The following is a 15790-nucleotide window of genomic DNA, read 5'->3' as shown; positions in this document are numbered from 1 at the left end:
GCCGCCCCCGGGAGCAGAACGCAGCGTGGCTGATTTTCCCGGAGGCGATGCTGCGCATCTGTTCGGGCTATCCGCCCGCGGAGGGCTTTGATTCCGTAAGCCGGGTATTACCGGGCGCCTAACCCTCAATAAACCTCGGCGGATCGAAAGCGGTTACCGGCGGCAGCGCGTCCCGCCACGGTTCGATCTCCACCCAGCAGCTTTGAGCGCTACAGCCCTGCCCCAGGCGCGAGCTGCCGCGATCCTCGGTTAACACGTTGGGATTGCCGTGCTTATCCAGCGAGCCTTTTTCATTCGGGTCCAGCGGATCGTACCAGGCCCCGGTCGACATCTGCACCACTCCCGGCAAAATCTGCTCGCTGAGATGGACGCCGGCGAGAATCGCTCCGCGCGCGTTAAAGACCTTGACCACGCTGCCTTCGCTGATGTCCCGCGCCTGTGCATCCTGCGGATGCATCCACAGCGGCTCGCGTCCCTGAATTTTCGTCGCCCGGCTGACGCTTCCGTGATCGTACTGGCTGTGCAGGCGGGTACGCGGCTGGCTGGAGAGCAGATGCAGCGGCCAGCGCGCAGCTTCCTGCCGCCGCCAGGCCGCTTCCTGCTCATCCCACCACGGATGGCCCGGGCACTCGCGATAGCCAAAGCCGGCAATGGTTTCTGAAAAGAGCTCAATCTTGCCGGAAGGCGTAGAGAGCGGATAGCGCTGCGGGTCGGCGCGAAAATCCGCCAGAAAAACCTGCGGTTGCTCAGGCGCGCTGTACTCCAGCACTCCCTGCTGCCAGAACGCCTCAAATGACGGCAGCGTAATCCCCTCTTCCTGCGCGCGCGGTCGCGAGGCTTCGTAAATCTCCCGCAGCCACTGCCCGGCATCGCGCCCCTCGCTAAAACGTTCGCCGCAGCCCAGCCGTTCGGCAAGATCGCAAAAGATGGCGTAATCATCACGCGCGTCGCCCACCGGCGGGATCTGTGCGCTCATGGCGATCATAAAACCGTCGTGACCGCCGCTGCCAATATCTTCCCGCTCCAGCGACGTGGTGACCGGCAGGACGATATCGGAAAATTTAGCCTGCGCGGTCCAGTACTGTTCGTGCACCACCACCGTTTCTGGTCGCCGCCAGGCTTCGCACAGGCGGTTAATATCCTGATGATGATGAAACGCGTTGCCGCCGGCCCAGTAGACGAGGCGGATGTCGGGATAGCGCAGATGCTGGCCGTCAAACTCGTATGCTTCGCCCGGATGCAGCAGCATATCGGAGAGGCGCGCCACCGGAATCACCTGGTTCACCGCGTTCTCCCCGGCGGGAAGGCGCGGCCCGGAAAAGGCCTTACGCCCCGCCCCCGCCAGATTGGTGCAGGCATAGCCAAATCCCAGCCCGCCGCCCGGCGTACCGATTTGCCCCAGCAGCGCGGTGAGCGCCACCGTCGCCCAGTAGGCCTGCTCGCCCTGGCGCGCCCGCTGAATCGACCAGGAGATATTGACCATCGTACGCTGGCTGGCCATCTCACGCGCCAGCGCGACAATCCGCTGCGCGTCAATACCGGTTATCGCCGCCGCCCACTCCGGCGTTTTTGCGACGCCATCGCTCTCCCCCATCAGGTAGGCGCGATAAGGTGCGAAACCCACGGTATGGCTGGCGATAAAACCGCTGTCGTAGAGGGATTCATTAATCAGCACGTAGCACAGCGCCAGCAGCAGCGCGGTATCGGTTCCGGGACGGACGGCGAGCCACTCGGCGCTCTCCACGGCGCTCAGATCGTTGCGCACCGGACTAATATTGATAAAGCGTGTCCCCTGCGCCTGCATCTTTTCCAGCCAGTATTTCAGCATATGGTCGTTGGCGCCGCCGCCGTTGACCTGCGCATTACGCAGCGGCAGGCCGCCGAATGCGACGAACAGCTGGCACTCCCGCGCCAGCTCGGAAAAATGGGTATGCTGACGGTGCAGCGGGCTCAGCGGCCCGAGAATATGCGGCAGGATACGCTCCCCCGCCGCGCTGCTGTAGGTATTAGTGCTGGCGGTATAACCGCCAAAGCATTTGAGGAAACGGTGCAGCTGGCTTTGCGCGTGGTGAAAACGGCCGGCGCTGGCCCAGCCATAGGAACCGCCGAAAATCGCCTCATTGCCGCAGCGCGCTTTGACCGACTGCAGCTCGCGGGCCAGCAGATCGAGCGCCACTTCCCAGCTCACCTCAACAAACGGCTCTTTACCGCGCCCGTCGCGGGAAGCCGGGCCATTTTGCAGGTAGCCGGCGCGCACCGCCGGACGGCGAATGCGCGTCTTGCTGGTGACCGCATCGGGGAGCGACTGACCAATGCGCGAGGGATTTTTATCCCAGGGCACCGGCGTCACCGCCTCAATTTTGCCGTCACCGGCCTGTACTCGCCAGGTTCCCCAGTGCATTACGGTCAGATTATGTTGTTTTCTCATGCGGTTTTTTCTCACCTGCTAACGGCCGCTATAATAAAGCGTGCGAATCCTGGGAATAAAATACGTATCACCATACAATCTGCTGCTGAGAAAGGATTTTCCACGCAGAATAGTTCTACGCTATTCCGGGATGCGATATATTACAGCGACAGAATAATTTTAATTAAGCAGCAATCTTTATTTGAATAAATAAGAGTTGCAAGCAAATTAAGCCCACAAAATAAAAAGGGATTAAACTGCATCATGAAATATTTTCAGGTTGCAGATGACAAATTTACGTTTTCCTCAGGCAAATCTGCGATATAACATTGTTGATATAACTTAGACATATTTTGTATTTGAGGTTGTGTAGTTGTTGTTGTCATGCTACTGCTCCGCACAACCACCTCCATTACAGGACCATAATAAGAATGTCGCAGAAAAAGAAATTATTGCCCATCGCGCTGGGCCTGCTCTCGCTTGCCTCCTTTAACGCTCTGGCAGCAGAGGCTTTATCGCTTCAGGGAAAAACCATCGGTATTGCCGTCGTCGGCACGCAGCACTTCTGGGATCGCGAAGCCTATAAAGGCGCCAGCGAAGAGGTTGAGAAACTGGGCGGTAAAGCGATCGGCGTCGACGGCGGACGCGATAACCAGGTTCATGCTAATAACCACGATATTTTACTGTCGCGTAAAGTTGATGCGGTAATTAGCATTCTGGGCGACAGTTCCGTTGAGCCTAAATTTAAAGCGCTGCGCGATGCCGGCATCCCGGTATTTACCGTTGACCATGTCTCAAAATACTCGGTCAATAACACCACCTCCGATAACTACACGCTGGGGTCAACCATTGGTCGCTATATGGCCGATGAACTGGGCGGCAAAGGCAACGTGGCGGTATTTAACGCATTCTCCAGTTCCCTGCGTATTTGCGGGATTCGTTACGACCAGTGGAAATATGTCCTTAAGGATTACCCGGATATTCATATTATTCAGCCAGAGCTGGCCGAACAGTTCGCCAACTCGCCGGAAGATGCGCGGAAGAAAACCCTCGAACTGCTGAGCCAGTATCCGAAAGGCAAACTCGATGCGATTCACGTTGCCTGCTGGGATCAGCCGGCTATCGGTATTGTCCAGGCGCTGGAAGAGACCGGCCGCGATAAAGACGTCAAGGTTACCGCTATTGATGCTGGCCCGGAGACGCTGGAGATCATGGCCGAGCCGGGTAGCCCGCTTGTCGCCAACGTCGCCCAGCAGCCGCACCTGATCGGCCAGACTTCAGCCGATAACGTCGCTCGCTACTTCGAAAAACAGAAGCTGCCGCTGCAAACCTTTATCCCGGTGGTCCCGGTGAAAGGCCCGCAGGAGGCGAAAGCGGTCTACAAACAGCTGGGATATGGCGAACTGCAGTGATCACTCAATCCTCCGGCGGGGCGAATCCCGCCGCTGGTCTGGCGATGAACCAGATCGGCAAAAGCTTTGCCAACGTGACTGCATTAAATGCGGTCACGCTGCTTCTGAATCCCGGTGAAATTCACGGTCTGATTGGCGAAAACGGCGCGGGAAAATCGACGCTGATAAAAATCCTCGCCGGGGTCTACCAGGCCGATAGCGGCAGCGCCACCCTTGACGGCGCGCCGCTGCCGCTTGGCAATCCAGCGGCGATTGAAGCGCTGGGTATCCGCGTCATTCACCAGGAGCTCAACCTGATCCCCCACTTTACGGTGGCGGAATCGGTGTTTCTCGGCCAGGAGTACCGCACCCGCTGGGGCGCGCTGGACCGGCGGCGGATGAATGCCGCCACCGAAGCGTTTTTCCGCGACAGCTGGCAGCTGGACATCAATCCCCGCCGCCTGATTCGCGACCTCAGCCTCGCCGAACGCAAGCTGGTGCAGATCGCCAGGGCGCTGATTGACGGCGCGGCAAAGCTGGTGGTCTTTGATGAACCCACCGCGCCGCTGGAAGCGCAGGAGGCCAGCCTGGTTTCCTCAGCGATTTTGCGCCTGCGGGAGCAGGGGATCGGCATTCTCTATATTTCCCACTACCTCAACGAGATCGCCGCCCTCTGCGATCGCGGCACGGTACTGCGTAACGGCGAGGTCGTTGGCTATCCCGACCGGGCGCTGCTGCAGGACACCGACGCGCTGATTAAAATGATGGTCGGTCGCGACATCGAACAGCTCTATACCCCGCGCCAGAGCAGCGCTCAACGGGTAGATGCCGCCGCGCCGGTTCTTTCGGTTCGCCATCTCAGCGACGGCGTCCATCTGAATGATATTACCTTTGATATTCAGCCGGGCGAGATCGTCGGCGTCGCCGGCCTGCTGGGCGCCGGGCGCGACGTACTGGTCGATCTGCTTTATGGGCTGCGCCGCGCGCGCAGCGGCACAATAAGCATCGACGGCCAGCCGAAGCGGCTGCGCACGCCGTATCAGGCCACCCGTGCGGGGATGGCGCTGGTGCCGCGCGACCGCCGCCATCAGGGGCTGATTCTCCCCTTCTCCACCGCCGACAATATCAATCTGGCCTCGCTAGCGGAGACCGCCACTTTCGGCTGGGAGCATCGCGGCCGGGCGCTGGCAAAAGCGCGCAGCTGGATTGAGCAGCTCTCCATCCGCCCTGGCCGTCCGGAGCTGCCGGTGCGCTTTATGAGCGGCGGCAACCAGCAAAAGGCGATACTTGCCCGCTGGCTCGGCACCGATGCGCGGCTTTTTATTCTTGATGAACCCACTCTCGGGGTGGATATCGGCGCGCGCAGCGATATTTATCAGCGCACCCGCGAGCTGGCGGATCGCGGTCGCGGCGTGCTGGTCTCATCCAGCGATGCGCCGGAGCTGCTCGGCCTTTGCGACCGCATCCTGGTGATGTGGCGCGGCGAGCTGGTGGCCAATCTCCCGACCCGGGGGCTGACGCTGGACGCGCTGCTGGTGACGATTAACGGTGGACAGGAACAACAGGTATGAGTGCAGATATTCAGCGCCGCCCCCTTCCGGGCATCACGACGCTTATCGAAAAATTCCCCCTGATTCTCTTTTTTGCGCTGCTGGTCTGGCTCAGCCTGCAGTCGCCTTTCTTTTTAAGCTGGCAGAATATCAGCATGATGCTGGTGCAGAGCGTGCCGCTGGCGATCCTCTGTTTCGGCCTGGTCTGCGTGATTGCCGTCGGCGGCGATGACGTGGTTTCCGGCGGTATCGATCTGTCGCTGCCCGCCATCGCGGTGCTCGGCGTCGCGTTACTCAGCCTCGGTATGGCGGAGTGGAACACCCCTTACCTGGCGCTGATTCTGCTGCTGGTCGCCGTGAGCCTGGCCTGCGGCGCGGTCAACGCCGTGCTGGTGCTGGCGGCAGGCCTGCCGCCGCTGCTGGCGACCCTGTCGACCTCGGTAGCCTTCACCGGCCTGACCGACCTGCTGACCGGCCAGCGACGCATCGCGGTAAGCGATCCGCTGATGGTGGCCTTTCGCGATAACGCTCTCTTTGGCATTCCCTGGCCGCTTCTCTATCTGCTGGCGGTCTTCGCGCTGTTTCAGCTTTTGCTCCACCACTCCCGCTTCGGCCAGCATTTACAGGCGGTGGGCGGTAACCGCGATATGGCGCAGATGAGCGGGCTCAACGTTCGCCGTTTAACCCTTCTCGTCTGGCTGCTGGCGGGCCTCGCCGCCGGTCTGGCGATTTTACCGCTGCTCAGCCAGGGCTCAGGCAGCTCGAGCGGCACGGCGACGCCGCTGCTGCTGGAAACCGTCCTTGCCACTTTTATCGGCGCGGCGTTCTCGCGGCGTCGCGTGGTCACCATCTGGGGAGCGCTGCTCGGCGCGGTGCTGGTCAACGCGCTCTCTAACGGGCTCGGCCTGCTGGGAGTAAATATTTTCTGGATGGGCGCGATCAAAGGCGGCCTGATCCTCGTGGTGCTGGCGGCGTCAGCGGTCAGACATAAAGGAGGCAACTGATGAGCCAGATGACGCTCAAGACCCCCGCTACGGGACAAACCGGCAGCAGCCCGCTGGCGTGGCTATCACGGGCAGGGTTCGGCATCATTACCCTGCTGGCGATTGCCCTGTTCGGCTGGGCGAACCCGGTATTTCTGACCTTCGACAACTGGGCCAATTTGCTGCAGGGCAGCGCGATTCTGCTGATCGTGGCGATGGCGATGACCCTTATCGTTAGCGCCGGAGCGATTGACCTCTCCGTCGGCGTGGCGCTGGATTTCGGCGCCGCCTTTGCGCTGGTGGCGCTGAAAACCTGGCACCTGCCGTGGCAGGCGGCGGTGGGCTGCGCGCTGCTCGGCGGGGTGATTATCGGCCTGCTGAACGCCTTCCTGATCCTTGTCTGCCAGATTCGCCCGTTCCTCGCCACCCTCGGCACCTGGTTTATCGCCAGCAGCGCCGAGCGCATCTATACCGACGGCGGCGGCTCTATCTCCTACCGCCGGATGGCGCCGGAGTATCACGATCTGGCCGTCGGCACCGTCGCCGGAATTCCGACGCCGGTGGTGATAGTTCTGGCGCTGTGGTTGGCGGCCTGGCTGCTGACCGAACGCACGCTGTTCGGCAAGTACGTGCGCGCTATCGGTCAGAACGGCGAAGCGGCGCGTATCGCCGGGATCCGCGACCGCCGGACCATGCTGTGGGTGCTGGTAGCGGCCTCCGCGCTGTGCGCCGTCGGCGGCGTCATTCTCTCCGCCAACCTGCGCCAGTTTACGCCGCTGGCCGGCCAGGCCTACCTGATGGATGCCATCGCTGCGGTCTTTATCGGCACCGCCTTTAACCGGCTGGGCCGGGTCAGCATTGCCGGCACCCTCGGCGGCGTGCTGTTCCTCGCCATTATTGATAACGGCCTGAACCTGATGGGGCTGAACTACCTGGTGAAAGATGCGCTGGTTGGCGTAATCCTGGTGGTGGCGCTGGCCCTCTCCTTCTGGCAGGCGCGTTTGCGCCAGACCCACCGTTAAGCGGAGCACCTATGGCAGCTTTTGACGCCGTCTTTGTCGGCCTGACTATTCTGGATATCGCCGGTCGCCCGGTGATCGACATCCCGCCGCGTGGCGGGGTGGCCTTTATCGAACAAATTCGTCTGAACCCCGCCGGAACCGCCGCCGGAGCCAATATTAATGCCGCTAAGCTGGGCATTCGTACCGCTGCGGTGGCCTGCCTCGGCGAAGATGAAAAGGCCGATTTTATACTCGCCAGCTATGCACGGCTGGGAATCGACTGTTCGCTGGTCCAGCGTACCGCGCAGCAGGAAACGTCGGCGACGATCCTCCCTATCCGCCCCAACGGCGAGCGCCCGGCGCTACACTGCCGGGGCGCTTCCGATACGCTTTTTATCCACGAAGAGGAGTTTGCTGCCGTCCTCGACTGCCGCTTCCTGCACCACGGCGGCACCGGCCTGCTGGCGGCGATGGATCGGGGGCAGAGCGCCCTTCTGCTGCAAGCGGCGAAGGCTCGCGGCGTCACCACCAGCTTCGATTTGATTGCCCCCAATGAACATACCCTGGAACTGCTGCGCCCGCTGCTGCCGTCGGTGGACTACTTTATGCCCTCCCTTGAAGAAGCGGCGTATCTCTCCGGGGAGACCCAGCCGGAAGCGATCGCCCGCTTCTTTTTTGCCCTTGGCGTCGGGACCTGTATTTTGAAGGACGGCGAGAACGGTTCCTGGCTGCTGACCCGCAACGGCGCCGTTGAACATATCCCGGCGTACCGGGTCGATGCCGTGGATACCACCGGCTGCGGCGACAGCTACTGCGGCGGCTTTATTGCCGCGCTGGCCCGCGGGCTAAGCGTCAGACAGGCATGCGAGGTGGCTTCCGCCGTCGCCGCGCTGGTGGCGACCGGGATGGGGTCGGATGCCGGGGTAGTGGACTGGCCGCATACCCGACAGTTTATGGCGGCAAACCGGCGCGGTTAACAAGCTTCGCCGCCGCATCGCGCGGCGGCAAAAGCCGGTTAACGCCACTGATAGAGCAGCGGCTCGCCGGCGACATAGCGCTGAAGGTCGGCGGCAATCATCGCCGTATGCTTAGCGATGCTCTCCCGCGTCGCCCCGGCAATATGCGGGGTGATAATGACGTTATTCAACTCGGTGACAAACGGATGATCGCGCCACAGCGGCTCGCGATGGTAGACATCCAGCGCCGCGCCGCCCAGCGGGCCGTGGCGCAGCGCATGAATCAGCGCCTCTTCATCCACGACCGCCGCGCGCGAGGTATTAATCAGCAGCGCGCCCGGCTTCATGCTATTCAACAACGCCGCGTTCACCAGGCCATCGCTGTGCGGGCCGCTGCTCAGATGCAGACTTACGATATCCGCCTCGCGGAACAGTCCCTCAAGGGTCGTTTTTTGCAGCCCCGGCTCGTTAATCTCTTCGGCGGCGACAAACGGGTCCACCACCAGCACCGCCATGCCAAAGGCGCGAGCGATGCGCGCCACGCGGCGGCCAATATTACCGTAGCCAATCAGCCCCAGGGTTTTGTTACGCAGCTCGCTGCCTTTAAACACTTCATAAGGGCTTTGCGGACTGACGTCCCACACCACATCGCGGCGCAGTCCGCTCTGGGTGGCCTGCGCCGCGTTTTCGGCGTGGGTGAATTCGCCGCGCTTCAGCGCCGCGTGCGATTGCGGAATATGCCGCGCCAGGCTCAGCATCAGCCCCAGCGTCAGCTCGGCGGCGGCGTCCGCGTTACGCCCCGGCGTATAGAGCACGCGGATACCGCGCGCCAGGGCGGCTTTGGTATCGATGTTCACCGGATTGGCGCGCGTGCAGGCGATCACCTGCAGACGCGGACAGGCGGCGATCACCGCTTCCGTCACCTCATCGTAGCTGGTCACCAACACCTCGGCGTCGTGGGCCAGCTCGATCAATTGGTCTGCGCTCAGCTTTGGCTTGCCCAGCGCCCAGCCTTCCACCCGCAGTTCGCCCAGTTGCTGAAAAGCGCTGAGGTCGCCGGCGTGTTCGGCGGTAAAAACAATTTTCATATGCGTTGTTCCTGAGAAATACGTTGAAGCGCCTCGCGGCGGGCGTGCCACACCGGCAGCATCTGCTCGCGCAGCAGGCGATAAACCGGATAGAGCGCGACGTAGCGGCTGTGCGCCTGTGGATTGGGCCGATAGCGGGTCTGCTCCAGCGCCGGATAGCGGCTGAGGGCATCAACGCTGCGCGCCGCCAGAATCGCCGCACCGCGCGCGCTAAGCTCGTTGAAAGTACTGGAAACCACCGTTCTGCCGGTACAGTCGGCAATAATTTGCAACCAGGTCGCTGAAGCCGCGCCGCCGCCGGTCAGGTACAGTTCGCCGCCCTGCGGGTAGCCCTGAAGCGAGTCGACGATAGCGTAAGCCAGACCTTCAAATACCGCCCGCTGCAGTTCTGCGCGGGTTGTGTGCTGGCTAATGCCGAAATAGCCTGCCCGCGCCTCGGGGCTGAAGAACGGCGCGCGTTCGCCGTTGAGATAAGGCTGCCAGAAGACGCCGCCGCTGCCCGGTTCAACGCTGGCGATATGCTGTTCCAGCTGCTGTAAATCCGGATCCAGCGAAATCTGCTGCTGGAGCCAGTCGATGTTCGGCGTCCCGGCCTGCATCGGAAAAAGGTTAATAAAGCTGCCCGCTTCGGTGTGGGTAACGTAGCGCGTCCCCTCATTGACCGTCTGGCGACCGTGACAGACGATGCCGGTGCAGCAGGTGGTGCCGAGAATAGTATAAATGTCGCCATCGTTGACCGCGCCGCAGCCCAGCGCCGCGCTGCAGACATCCAGCGCGCCGGCCGCTACCGGTGTGGCAGCGGGAAGCCCGGTCAGCGCCGCGACCTCTTCACGCAGCGCGCCAGCCTGCGCGTCCGGCGCCAGCAGCGGCGGAAACAGAGGTTGTAAATCTGCCAGCCCCATCTCGTTGAGCACCACCGCGGATAGCTTCCCGCTCTGCTGATTCAGCAAAGAGGTGCTGGCATCGGTGAGATCCAGTGCCGCGACGCCGGTGAGGCGAAAGCGGATCCAATCCTTGGCGAAGAACAGATAGCGGGCCGCCGCCAGCCGCTCCGGCTGATGATGCTTGAGCCAGCACAGCTGCATGCTGGTGTTGCAGGGCTGAAGATGGGTACCGGTATCGTCAAAGAAACGGCGGTCAAAACCGGGGCGGCTGAGGAGTTCGTTCATCAGTTCCCGGCTGCGGGTGTCGCTCCACAGGATACCCGGCCCGACCGGTTCGCCCTCGGCGTCGCAGAGCCAGACGCCCTCCCCCTGCCCGGCGAGGCCAATGGCGCGTAAACGCCCGTTTTGCAGCGCCGGATGCCGCGCGATATCGCGCAAAATCGCCACCACCGACTGCCACAGCTGGGCCATATCCTGTTCGGCTTCACCGTTGGCCGACAGGCGCGGGCCGGTGTTCTGCGCCGCGCTGGCGCACGCCTGAAAATGTTGATCAAACAGCACCGCCTTCACGCGCGAAGTGCCGATATCAATTCCGAGATAAAAATCCATGCCTGACCCGTTGATGGAGGGAAATTTAGTCGCGCTCGTAGCGGCGGCGCATCAGCTCGCATTCGAAAAGAAACTCCAGTCCTTCCAGCTGGCGACGGGCTTCGGGAATATCTTTGCCCCAGCAGGTCAGGCCGTGGCCGCGCAGCAGGAAGCCGTAGCGCAGCGGGTGGGTCTGCGCATAATCTTCAATGCGCGCCGCCAGGGCGTCGATATCCTGGTCGTTATCAAAAATGGCGACCGGCACGGTATCAAGATGGCTGTGCTGGCCGGTCAGGGTTTTCTGCATCTCATAACCCTGTAGCGCCAGGGTGGCACTTTTTTCAATCCGCGACAGCACGGTCGCGTTGACGGTATGCACATGCAGTACGACATTCGCTTCCGGGAACAGGCGATACACCAGGGTATGCAGGCCGGTTTCAGCTGAGGGTTTACGCCCGGAAGGCGCTTTATTGCTGGCGATCTCCACCTGCAGGAAATCCTCCGTCGTCAGGCTACCTTTATCGCGCCCCGACTCGCTCAGCCAGCACCAGGTCTCATCCTGACGCACCGACATATTGCCGCCGGTAGCGGGCGCCCAACCTTTCGCACCGATCCAATGACAGGTGGTGACCAGTTGCGCGAGTCTTTCTTGCCACATAGCAGTTCCTTAGTTTAGCGATGTTGTATTTAGCCGTCTAAATGGCTATTTACCCGATACTAACACCGCCGACGTAAGCGAACAATATTTCAGGAAAGACTTACATTTAGAATGGTTATATCAGAAATGCATATGTAATTACGATTTTTAACAACAATACAACTACACATTTTCATGACGCCAAAATTACCGGCTGCGGAGTGTTAAAAAGATGGCTAATCGTTCCAGCGGGAAAAGGCGCAAAATTGACATCATTTGTCGATTCGGCACGGTCTTTCAGGGCGGGTGAGGCGCCAGCCGCCGCCCGGTATTTATGCGGCTACCGTAGCCAACCCCCGCGCCCCGCGATGGTGCAAAACATGGCACTGTGCACAGATTGATGGCAATCGACGACCGAGAAATACGATTTTATGTGCAGATTGCCCACCCTCTTGTGTTATGCCTGCCTTGATTTTTTTGGCATACCTCTTGCTACCCCTCTGCCATCGCTATTCGGATAGCCACTCAGAGGTTCCACCATGTCAAACAGCAATGATTTTCCACTCGTCGAAGCGCCCGCTTCCGGGCGCAAGGGCGTATTTTCCATCTCGATGGTTCTGTTCAGCTTTACCTTTTTCACCGGCACCATGTTCGCGGGCGGCAAGCTGGGCGTCTCTTTCTCCATCGTTAACCTGCTGTGGATTGCGGTAATCGGTAACTTTCTGCTGGCTCTGTACGCCGCGTCGCTCGGCTGGATTGCCGCGCGCAGCGGGCTAAATACCGTGCTGATGGGGCGTTTTTGCTTCGGGGAAATCGGCAGCAAGCTCGCCGATTTTATCCTCGGTTTCGCCGAGCTGGGATGGTACGCCTGGGGTACGGCGACGGTCGCCATCTCGCTGGTCAAAATCCTCGCCCTTCCTGAGGCGCTGACGACTCCGCTGATGATCCTGTTCGGTATCCTGTTTTGCGTCACCGCGCTGGTGGGCTACAAGGGGCTGGATGCGCTGTCGCGCGTATCGGTGCCGCTGATGTTTATTCTGCTGGTGGTGTCGATGTACCTTGCCGCCCATCACGCCGGCGGCTGGCAGGCGATGACCCAAATCGAACCCGGCGAAACCATGAGCTGGTCTGCGGCCATCACCATGGTATTCGGCACCTTTGCCAGCGGCGCGACCCAGGCGACCAACTGGACGCGGCTGGCCAACTCCAGCCGTACCGCCATCGTCGCCAGCATGAGTAGCTTCCTGATCGGCAACGGGCTAATGATTATCGCCGGCGCCTGGTGCGCCATCGTTTACCAGCAGGCTGATATCGTGGAAGTGCTGATTTTGCAGGGGCTGTCGGTCGCCGCGGTGGTGATGCTGTGCCTCAATCTGCTGACCATTCAGGGGCCGACGATTTATAACGTCTCGGCGGCGGCCTGCCATCTGCTGCGCAGCGAGCGTCGCCGCACCCTGACCGTAGTCGCCGCCGGGGTCGGCATTCTGCTGGCCATTGGCGGTATGTATGAAATGCTGATTCCTTTCCTGGTGCTGCTGGGCAGCATCATTCCCCCCATCGGCGGCGTGATCCTCGCCGACTACTGGTTTTATCGCGGCGGCCGCTACCCGCTGCTGCACACCACCCGTTTGCCGCGTTTTAACTGGCTGGGGCTTAGCGCCTACGCCGTGGGCGCGGTGGTGGCCTACCTCTCGCCGTGGATCGCCCCGCTGGTCGGTATCACCGTTTCCGCGCTGGTCTATATCGCGCTGACTCGTCTGAGCAAACGCCAGCCCGCCGCTGATTCCGTCGTGGAACAGTAGTCATGAGCCTGACGGTGGGCGAAATCCTCGCCCTTGATGGGCTTTCCGCCATGCGCCTGCGCGCCGGTAAGCAGGGGCTACAGCTGGCGGTGCGCTGGTACTACGTGGCGGAAAATGAAAATATCGCCGAATGGATTATGGGCGGGGAGCTGGTGTTCATCACCGGGATCAACCATCCCCGCGATGAAGACAACCTGATCCATTTGCTGATGGAGGGCAAGCAGCGCGGGATTGCCGGGATGGTGATCCTCACCGGCGATGCGTACATTCAGGCGATCCCGCCGCGCCTGATTGCGCTGGCCGATGAACTGGGCATACCGCTGATCGAACAGCCCTATCTGCTGAAGATGGTGATCGTGACCGAACGCATCGGTACCGCGCTGGTGCGCAGCGAAAACGCCCTGCAATCGCAGCGCGATATTCTGCTGCAGCTGTTAACCGGCGACTTTCCCGACCTGCAAATTCTGCATCAGCGCGCGCTCCACCAGCAGCTGGACTTTACCCGGCCGCTACGGGTAGCGGCGCTGCGGCTGGAAGGTATCCAACGCCTGTTTCGTCAGTTTCCGCCGGAGCAGGCCGAGGCCTGGCTGCAGCAGGCCCGCCGCACCGTACGCCAGCGCCTGCAGCAGCAGCTCAATCAGCAGGGCAATCCCTTTCCGCTGGTCGAGCGCGGCAATATGTTTCTCTTCCTGCTGCCGGATGAAGAGGGCGAGTTTTATCAGCAGAAAACGTGGCTCCAGACGTGGCTGCATGCGCTGGCGGAGGGCGACGACGGGCTATCGCTGCTGTGCGGCCTTTCGGCGCCGGTGCAGCAGCTACAGGAATATCAGCGCGCGCTGTCGCAGGCCCGTCAGGCGCTGGACCTCAGCGATAGCCTGCGTCCGGCCCAGCGCATCAGCGACTACCAGCAATTGGGCTTTATCAAGCTGCTCTCCGCCGTCGGCGACCCAGGGCTACTGAGCGATTTTATGCACGATACCCTCGGCTGTCTGATCGAACCCGATCGCAAAAGCCCATGGCTGCTGATGGAGACGCTGGAAACGCTGCTTCAGGAGAGCGGCAACGTGGTCCGGGCCGCCGAGCGGCTGGGTATCCACCGCAACACGCTGCATCAGCGTATCCAACGCATTGAAAAGCTGACCCGCTATCCGGTCAGCCACCCGCAGTTTCATCTCAACGCCTCGGTCGCCTTAGCGATCTGGCGTATGTCGCAAAACCATTTACGGGAACAACCATGAAAATTATCAACGCGCGTCTGCGCCAGCAAGAAGCGCTTTATACCCTTGAGCTAGAGGACGGTCTGTTTAAGAGCATCACCGCGCAGACCGCCGTGCAGACGGCTGACGCCGACGATATCGACGCAGAGCAAAAGCTGGCGATCCCGCCGTTCGTCGAGCCGCATATTCATCTCGATGCCACCCTGACGGCGGGCGAGCCGGAGTGGAATATGAGCGGTACCCTGTTTGAGGGCATCGCCCGCTGGAGCCAGCGTAAAGCGAGCGTCACCGTCGAAGATACCCGCCAGCGGGCGCTGAAAACCATCGGCATGCTGCGCGACAACGGCGTGCAGCACGTGCGTACCCACATTGATGTTACCGACCCTTCCCTGACCGCCCTTGAGGCAATGCTGAGGGTGAAAAAGGAGGCGGCTCATCTTATCGATCTGCAGATCGTCGCCTTCCCGCAGGAGGGCATTGAGTCCTTCCCCGGCGGACGCGAGCTGATGACCCGCGCCATCGAAATGGGCGCCGACGTGGTGGGCGGTATCCCGCACTACGAAAACACCCGCGATAAGGGCGTCAGCTCGCTGGTTTTTCTGATGGACCTGGCCCAGCGCCACGGCTGCCTGGTGGACGTGCATTGCGATGAAACCGACGATCCGCAGTCGCGCTTTCTGGAGGTGCTGGCGGAAGAGGCCCGGGTGCGCGGCATGGGCGCGCAGGTCACCGCCAGCCATACCTGCGCTATGGGTTCTTACGATAATGCCTACTGCTCGAAGCTGTTCCGCCTGCTCAAAGCGTCGGGCATCAACTTTATCTCCTGCCCGACCGAAAGCATTCACCTGCAGGGGCGCTTCGACAGTTGGCCGAAACGCCGCGGCGTGACGCGGGTGGCGGAGCTGGACCGCGCCGGGATCAACGTCTGCTTCGCCCAGGACTCCATTCAGGACCCGTGGTACCCGCTGGGCAACGGTAACATCATGCGCATTCTCGACGCCGGGCTGCATATCTGCCATATGCTGGGATACGAAGATTTGCAGCGCTGCCTCGATCTGATTACCGATAACAGCGCCCGCACGCTGTGCCTCGGCGATAACTACGGTATTGCCGAAGGGCGCCCGGCGAACCTGCTGATCCTCGATGCGGAAAACGACTATGACGCGCTGCGCCGCCAGGCAAAAGTGCTGACCTCCATTCGTCACGGCAAAATCATTTTGCAGCGCCAGGCGGAGCAGATTCGCTATCCGGCATAAGCCTGACGTTGGCGCGGTACCTGTGCCGCG

12 protein-coding genes are annotated in these 15790 nt (G+C 61.2%); 8 read left to right on the top strand and 4 right to left on the bottom strand.

All coding sequences use genetic code 11. The features are described from left to right. Window positions 1–118: 118 nt before the first annotated feature. Window positions 119–2428: a molybdopterin-dependent oxidoreductase gene (locus ABLV75_RS00750; RefSeq protein ID WP_004100128.1), complete on the bottom strand. Its 2310-nt coding sequence runs from the start codon at window positions 2426–2428 to the stop codon at window positions 119–121. Between the two features lie 410 nt (window positions 2429–2838). Between ABLV75_RS00750 and ABLV75_RS00745 the strand changes: the two genes are divergently transcribed. From ABLV75_RS00745 to ABLV75_RS00725, 5 genes are read left to right on the top strand one after another with little or no spacing between them, the layout of a single operon-like run. Next, the gene (locus ABLV75_RS00745) at window positions 2839–3819 is read left to right on the top strand and encodes a sugar ABC transporter substrate-binding protein (protein WP_004100127.1); all 981 of its coding nucleotides are present in this window, start codon (window positions 2839–2841) and stop codon (window positions 3817–3819) included. Between the two features lie 44 nt (window positions 3820–3863). Further along, window positions 3864–5369 carry a sugar ABC transporter ATP-binding protein gene (locus ABLV75_RS00740; protein ID WP_024273908.1) on the top strand — a complete coding sequence of 502 codons (1506 nt, stop codon included), beginning with the start codon at window positions 3864–3866 and terminating at the stop codon, window positions 5367–5369. Then, a complete protein-coding gene (locus ABLV75_RS00735) occupies window positions 5366–6352 on the top strand; it encodes an ABC transporter permease (protein WP_004100123.1) in 987 nt (328 codons plus the stop codon). The genes ABLV75_RS00740 and ABLV75_RS00735 overlap by 4 nt, the downstream gene beginning before the upstream one ends. Then, window positions 6352–7353: an ABC transporter permease gene (locus ABLV75_RS00730; protein WP_004100121.1), complete on the top strand. Its 1002-nt coding sequence runs from the start codon at window positions 6352–6354 to the stop codon at window positions 7351–7353. Before ABLV75_RS00735 ends, ABLV75_RS00730 begins: the two co-directional genes overlap by 1 nt. An 11-nt stretch (window positions 7354–7364) precedes the next feature. Further along, complete coding sequence (locus ABLV75_RS00725; protein ID WP_004100119.1) at window positions 7365–8309, top strand: sugar kinase; 945 nt, start codon at window positions 7365–7367, stop codon at window positions 8307–8309. Window positions 8310–8347: 38 nt separating this feature from the next. On the opposite strand, the gene ABLV75_RS00720 is transcribed toward ABLV75_RS00725, so the two are convergent. The 3 genes from ABLV75_RS00720 to ABLV75_RS00710 are packed head-to-tail and all read right to left on the bottom strand — an operon-like array spanning window position 8348 to window position 11506. Beyond that, window positions 8348–9376 (bottom strand): 2-hydroxyacid dehydrogenase, encoded by a 1029-nt coding sequence (locus ABLV75_RS00720; RefSeq protein WP_004100117.1) that lies wholly within the window; start codon window positions 9374–9376, stop codon window positions 8348–8350. Next, window positions 9373–10869: an FGGY-family carbohydrate kinase gene (locus tag ABLV75_RS00715; RefSeq protein ID WP_004100114.1), complete on the bottom strand. Its 1497-nt coding sequence runs from the start codon at window positions 10867–10869 to the stop codon at window positions 9373–9375. Before ABLV75_RS00715 ends, ABLV75_RS00720 begins: the two co-directional genes overlap by 4 nt. Window positions 10870–10894: 25 nt before the next feature. After that, window positions 10895–11506: a methylthioribulose 1-phosphate dehydratase gene (locus ABLV75_RS00710; RefSeq protein WP_004100112.1), complete on the bottom strand. Its 612-nt coding sequence runs from the start codon at window positions 11504–11506 to the stop codon at window positions 10895–10897. 518 nt (window positions 11507–12024) lie between these two features. On the opposite strand from ABLV75_RS00710, the gene codB reads away from it, so the two are divergent. From codB to codA, 3 genes are read left to right on the top strand one after another with little or no spacing between them, the layout of a single operon-like run. Then, window positions 12025–13287 (top strand): cytosine permease, encoded by a 1263-nt coding sequence (codB, locus tag ABLV75_RS00705; RefSeq protein WP_004100109.1) that lies wholly within the window; start codon window positions 12025–12027, stop codon window positions 13285–13287. A gap of 2 nt (window positions 13288–13289) precedes the next feature. Beyond that, on the top strand, window positions 13290–14525 hold the full coding sequence (locus tag ABLV75_RS00700) for a PucR family transcriptional regulator ligand-binding domain-containing protein (protein ID WP_004100108.1): 1236 nt from the start codon (window positions 13290–13292) through the stop codon (window positions 14523–14525). Next, window positions 14522–15760: a cytosine deaminase gene (codA, locus tag ABLV75_RS00695; RefSeq protein ID WP_004100106.1), complete on the top strand. Its 1239-nt coding sequence runs from the start codon at window positions 14522–14524 to the stop codon at window positions 15758–15760. Before ABLV75_RS00700 ends, codA begins: the two co-directional genes overlap by 4 nt. The last annotated feature ends 30 nt before the right edge of the window (window positions 15761–15790 follow it).

Origin of the sequence: Klebsiella sp. CN_Kp066, from assembly GCF_040065135.1 — a bacterium.
Taxonomy (GTDB): domain Bacteria; phylum Pseudomonadota; class Gammaproteobacteria; order Enterobacterales; family Enterobacteriaceae; genus Klebsiella; species Klebsiella oxytoca.
The sequence above is the reverse complement of the archived record's forward strand: the minus strand, read 5'-3'. Positions and strand labels throughout refer to the sequence as shown.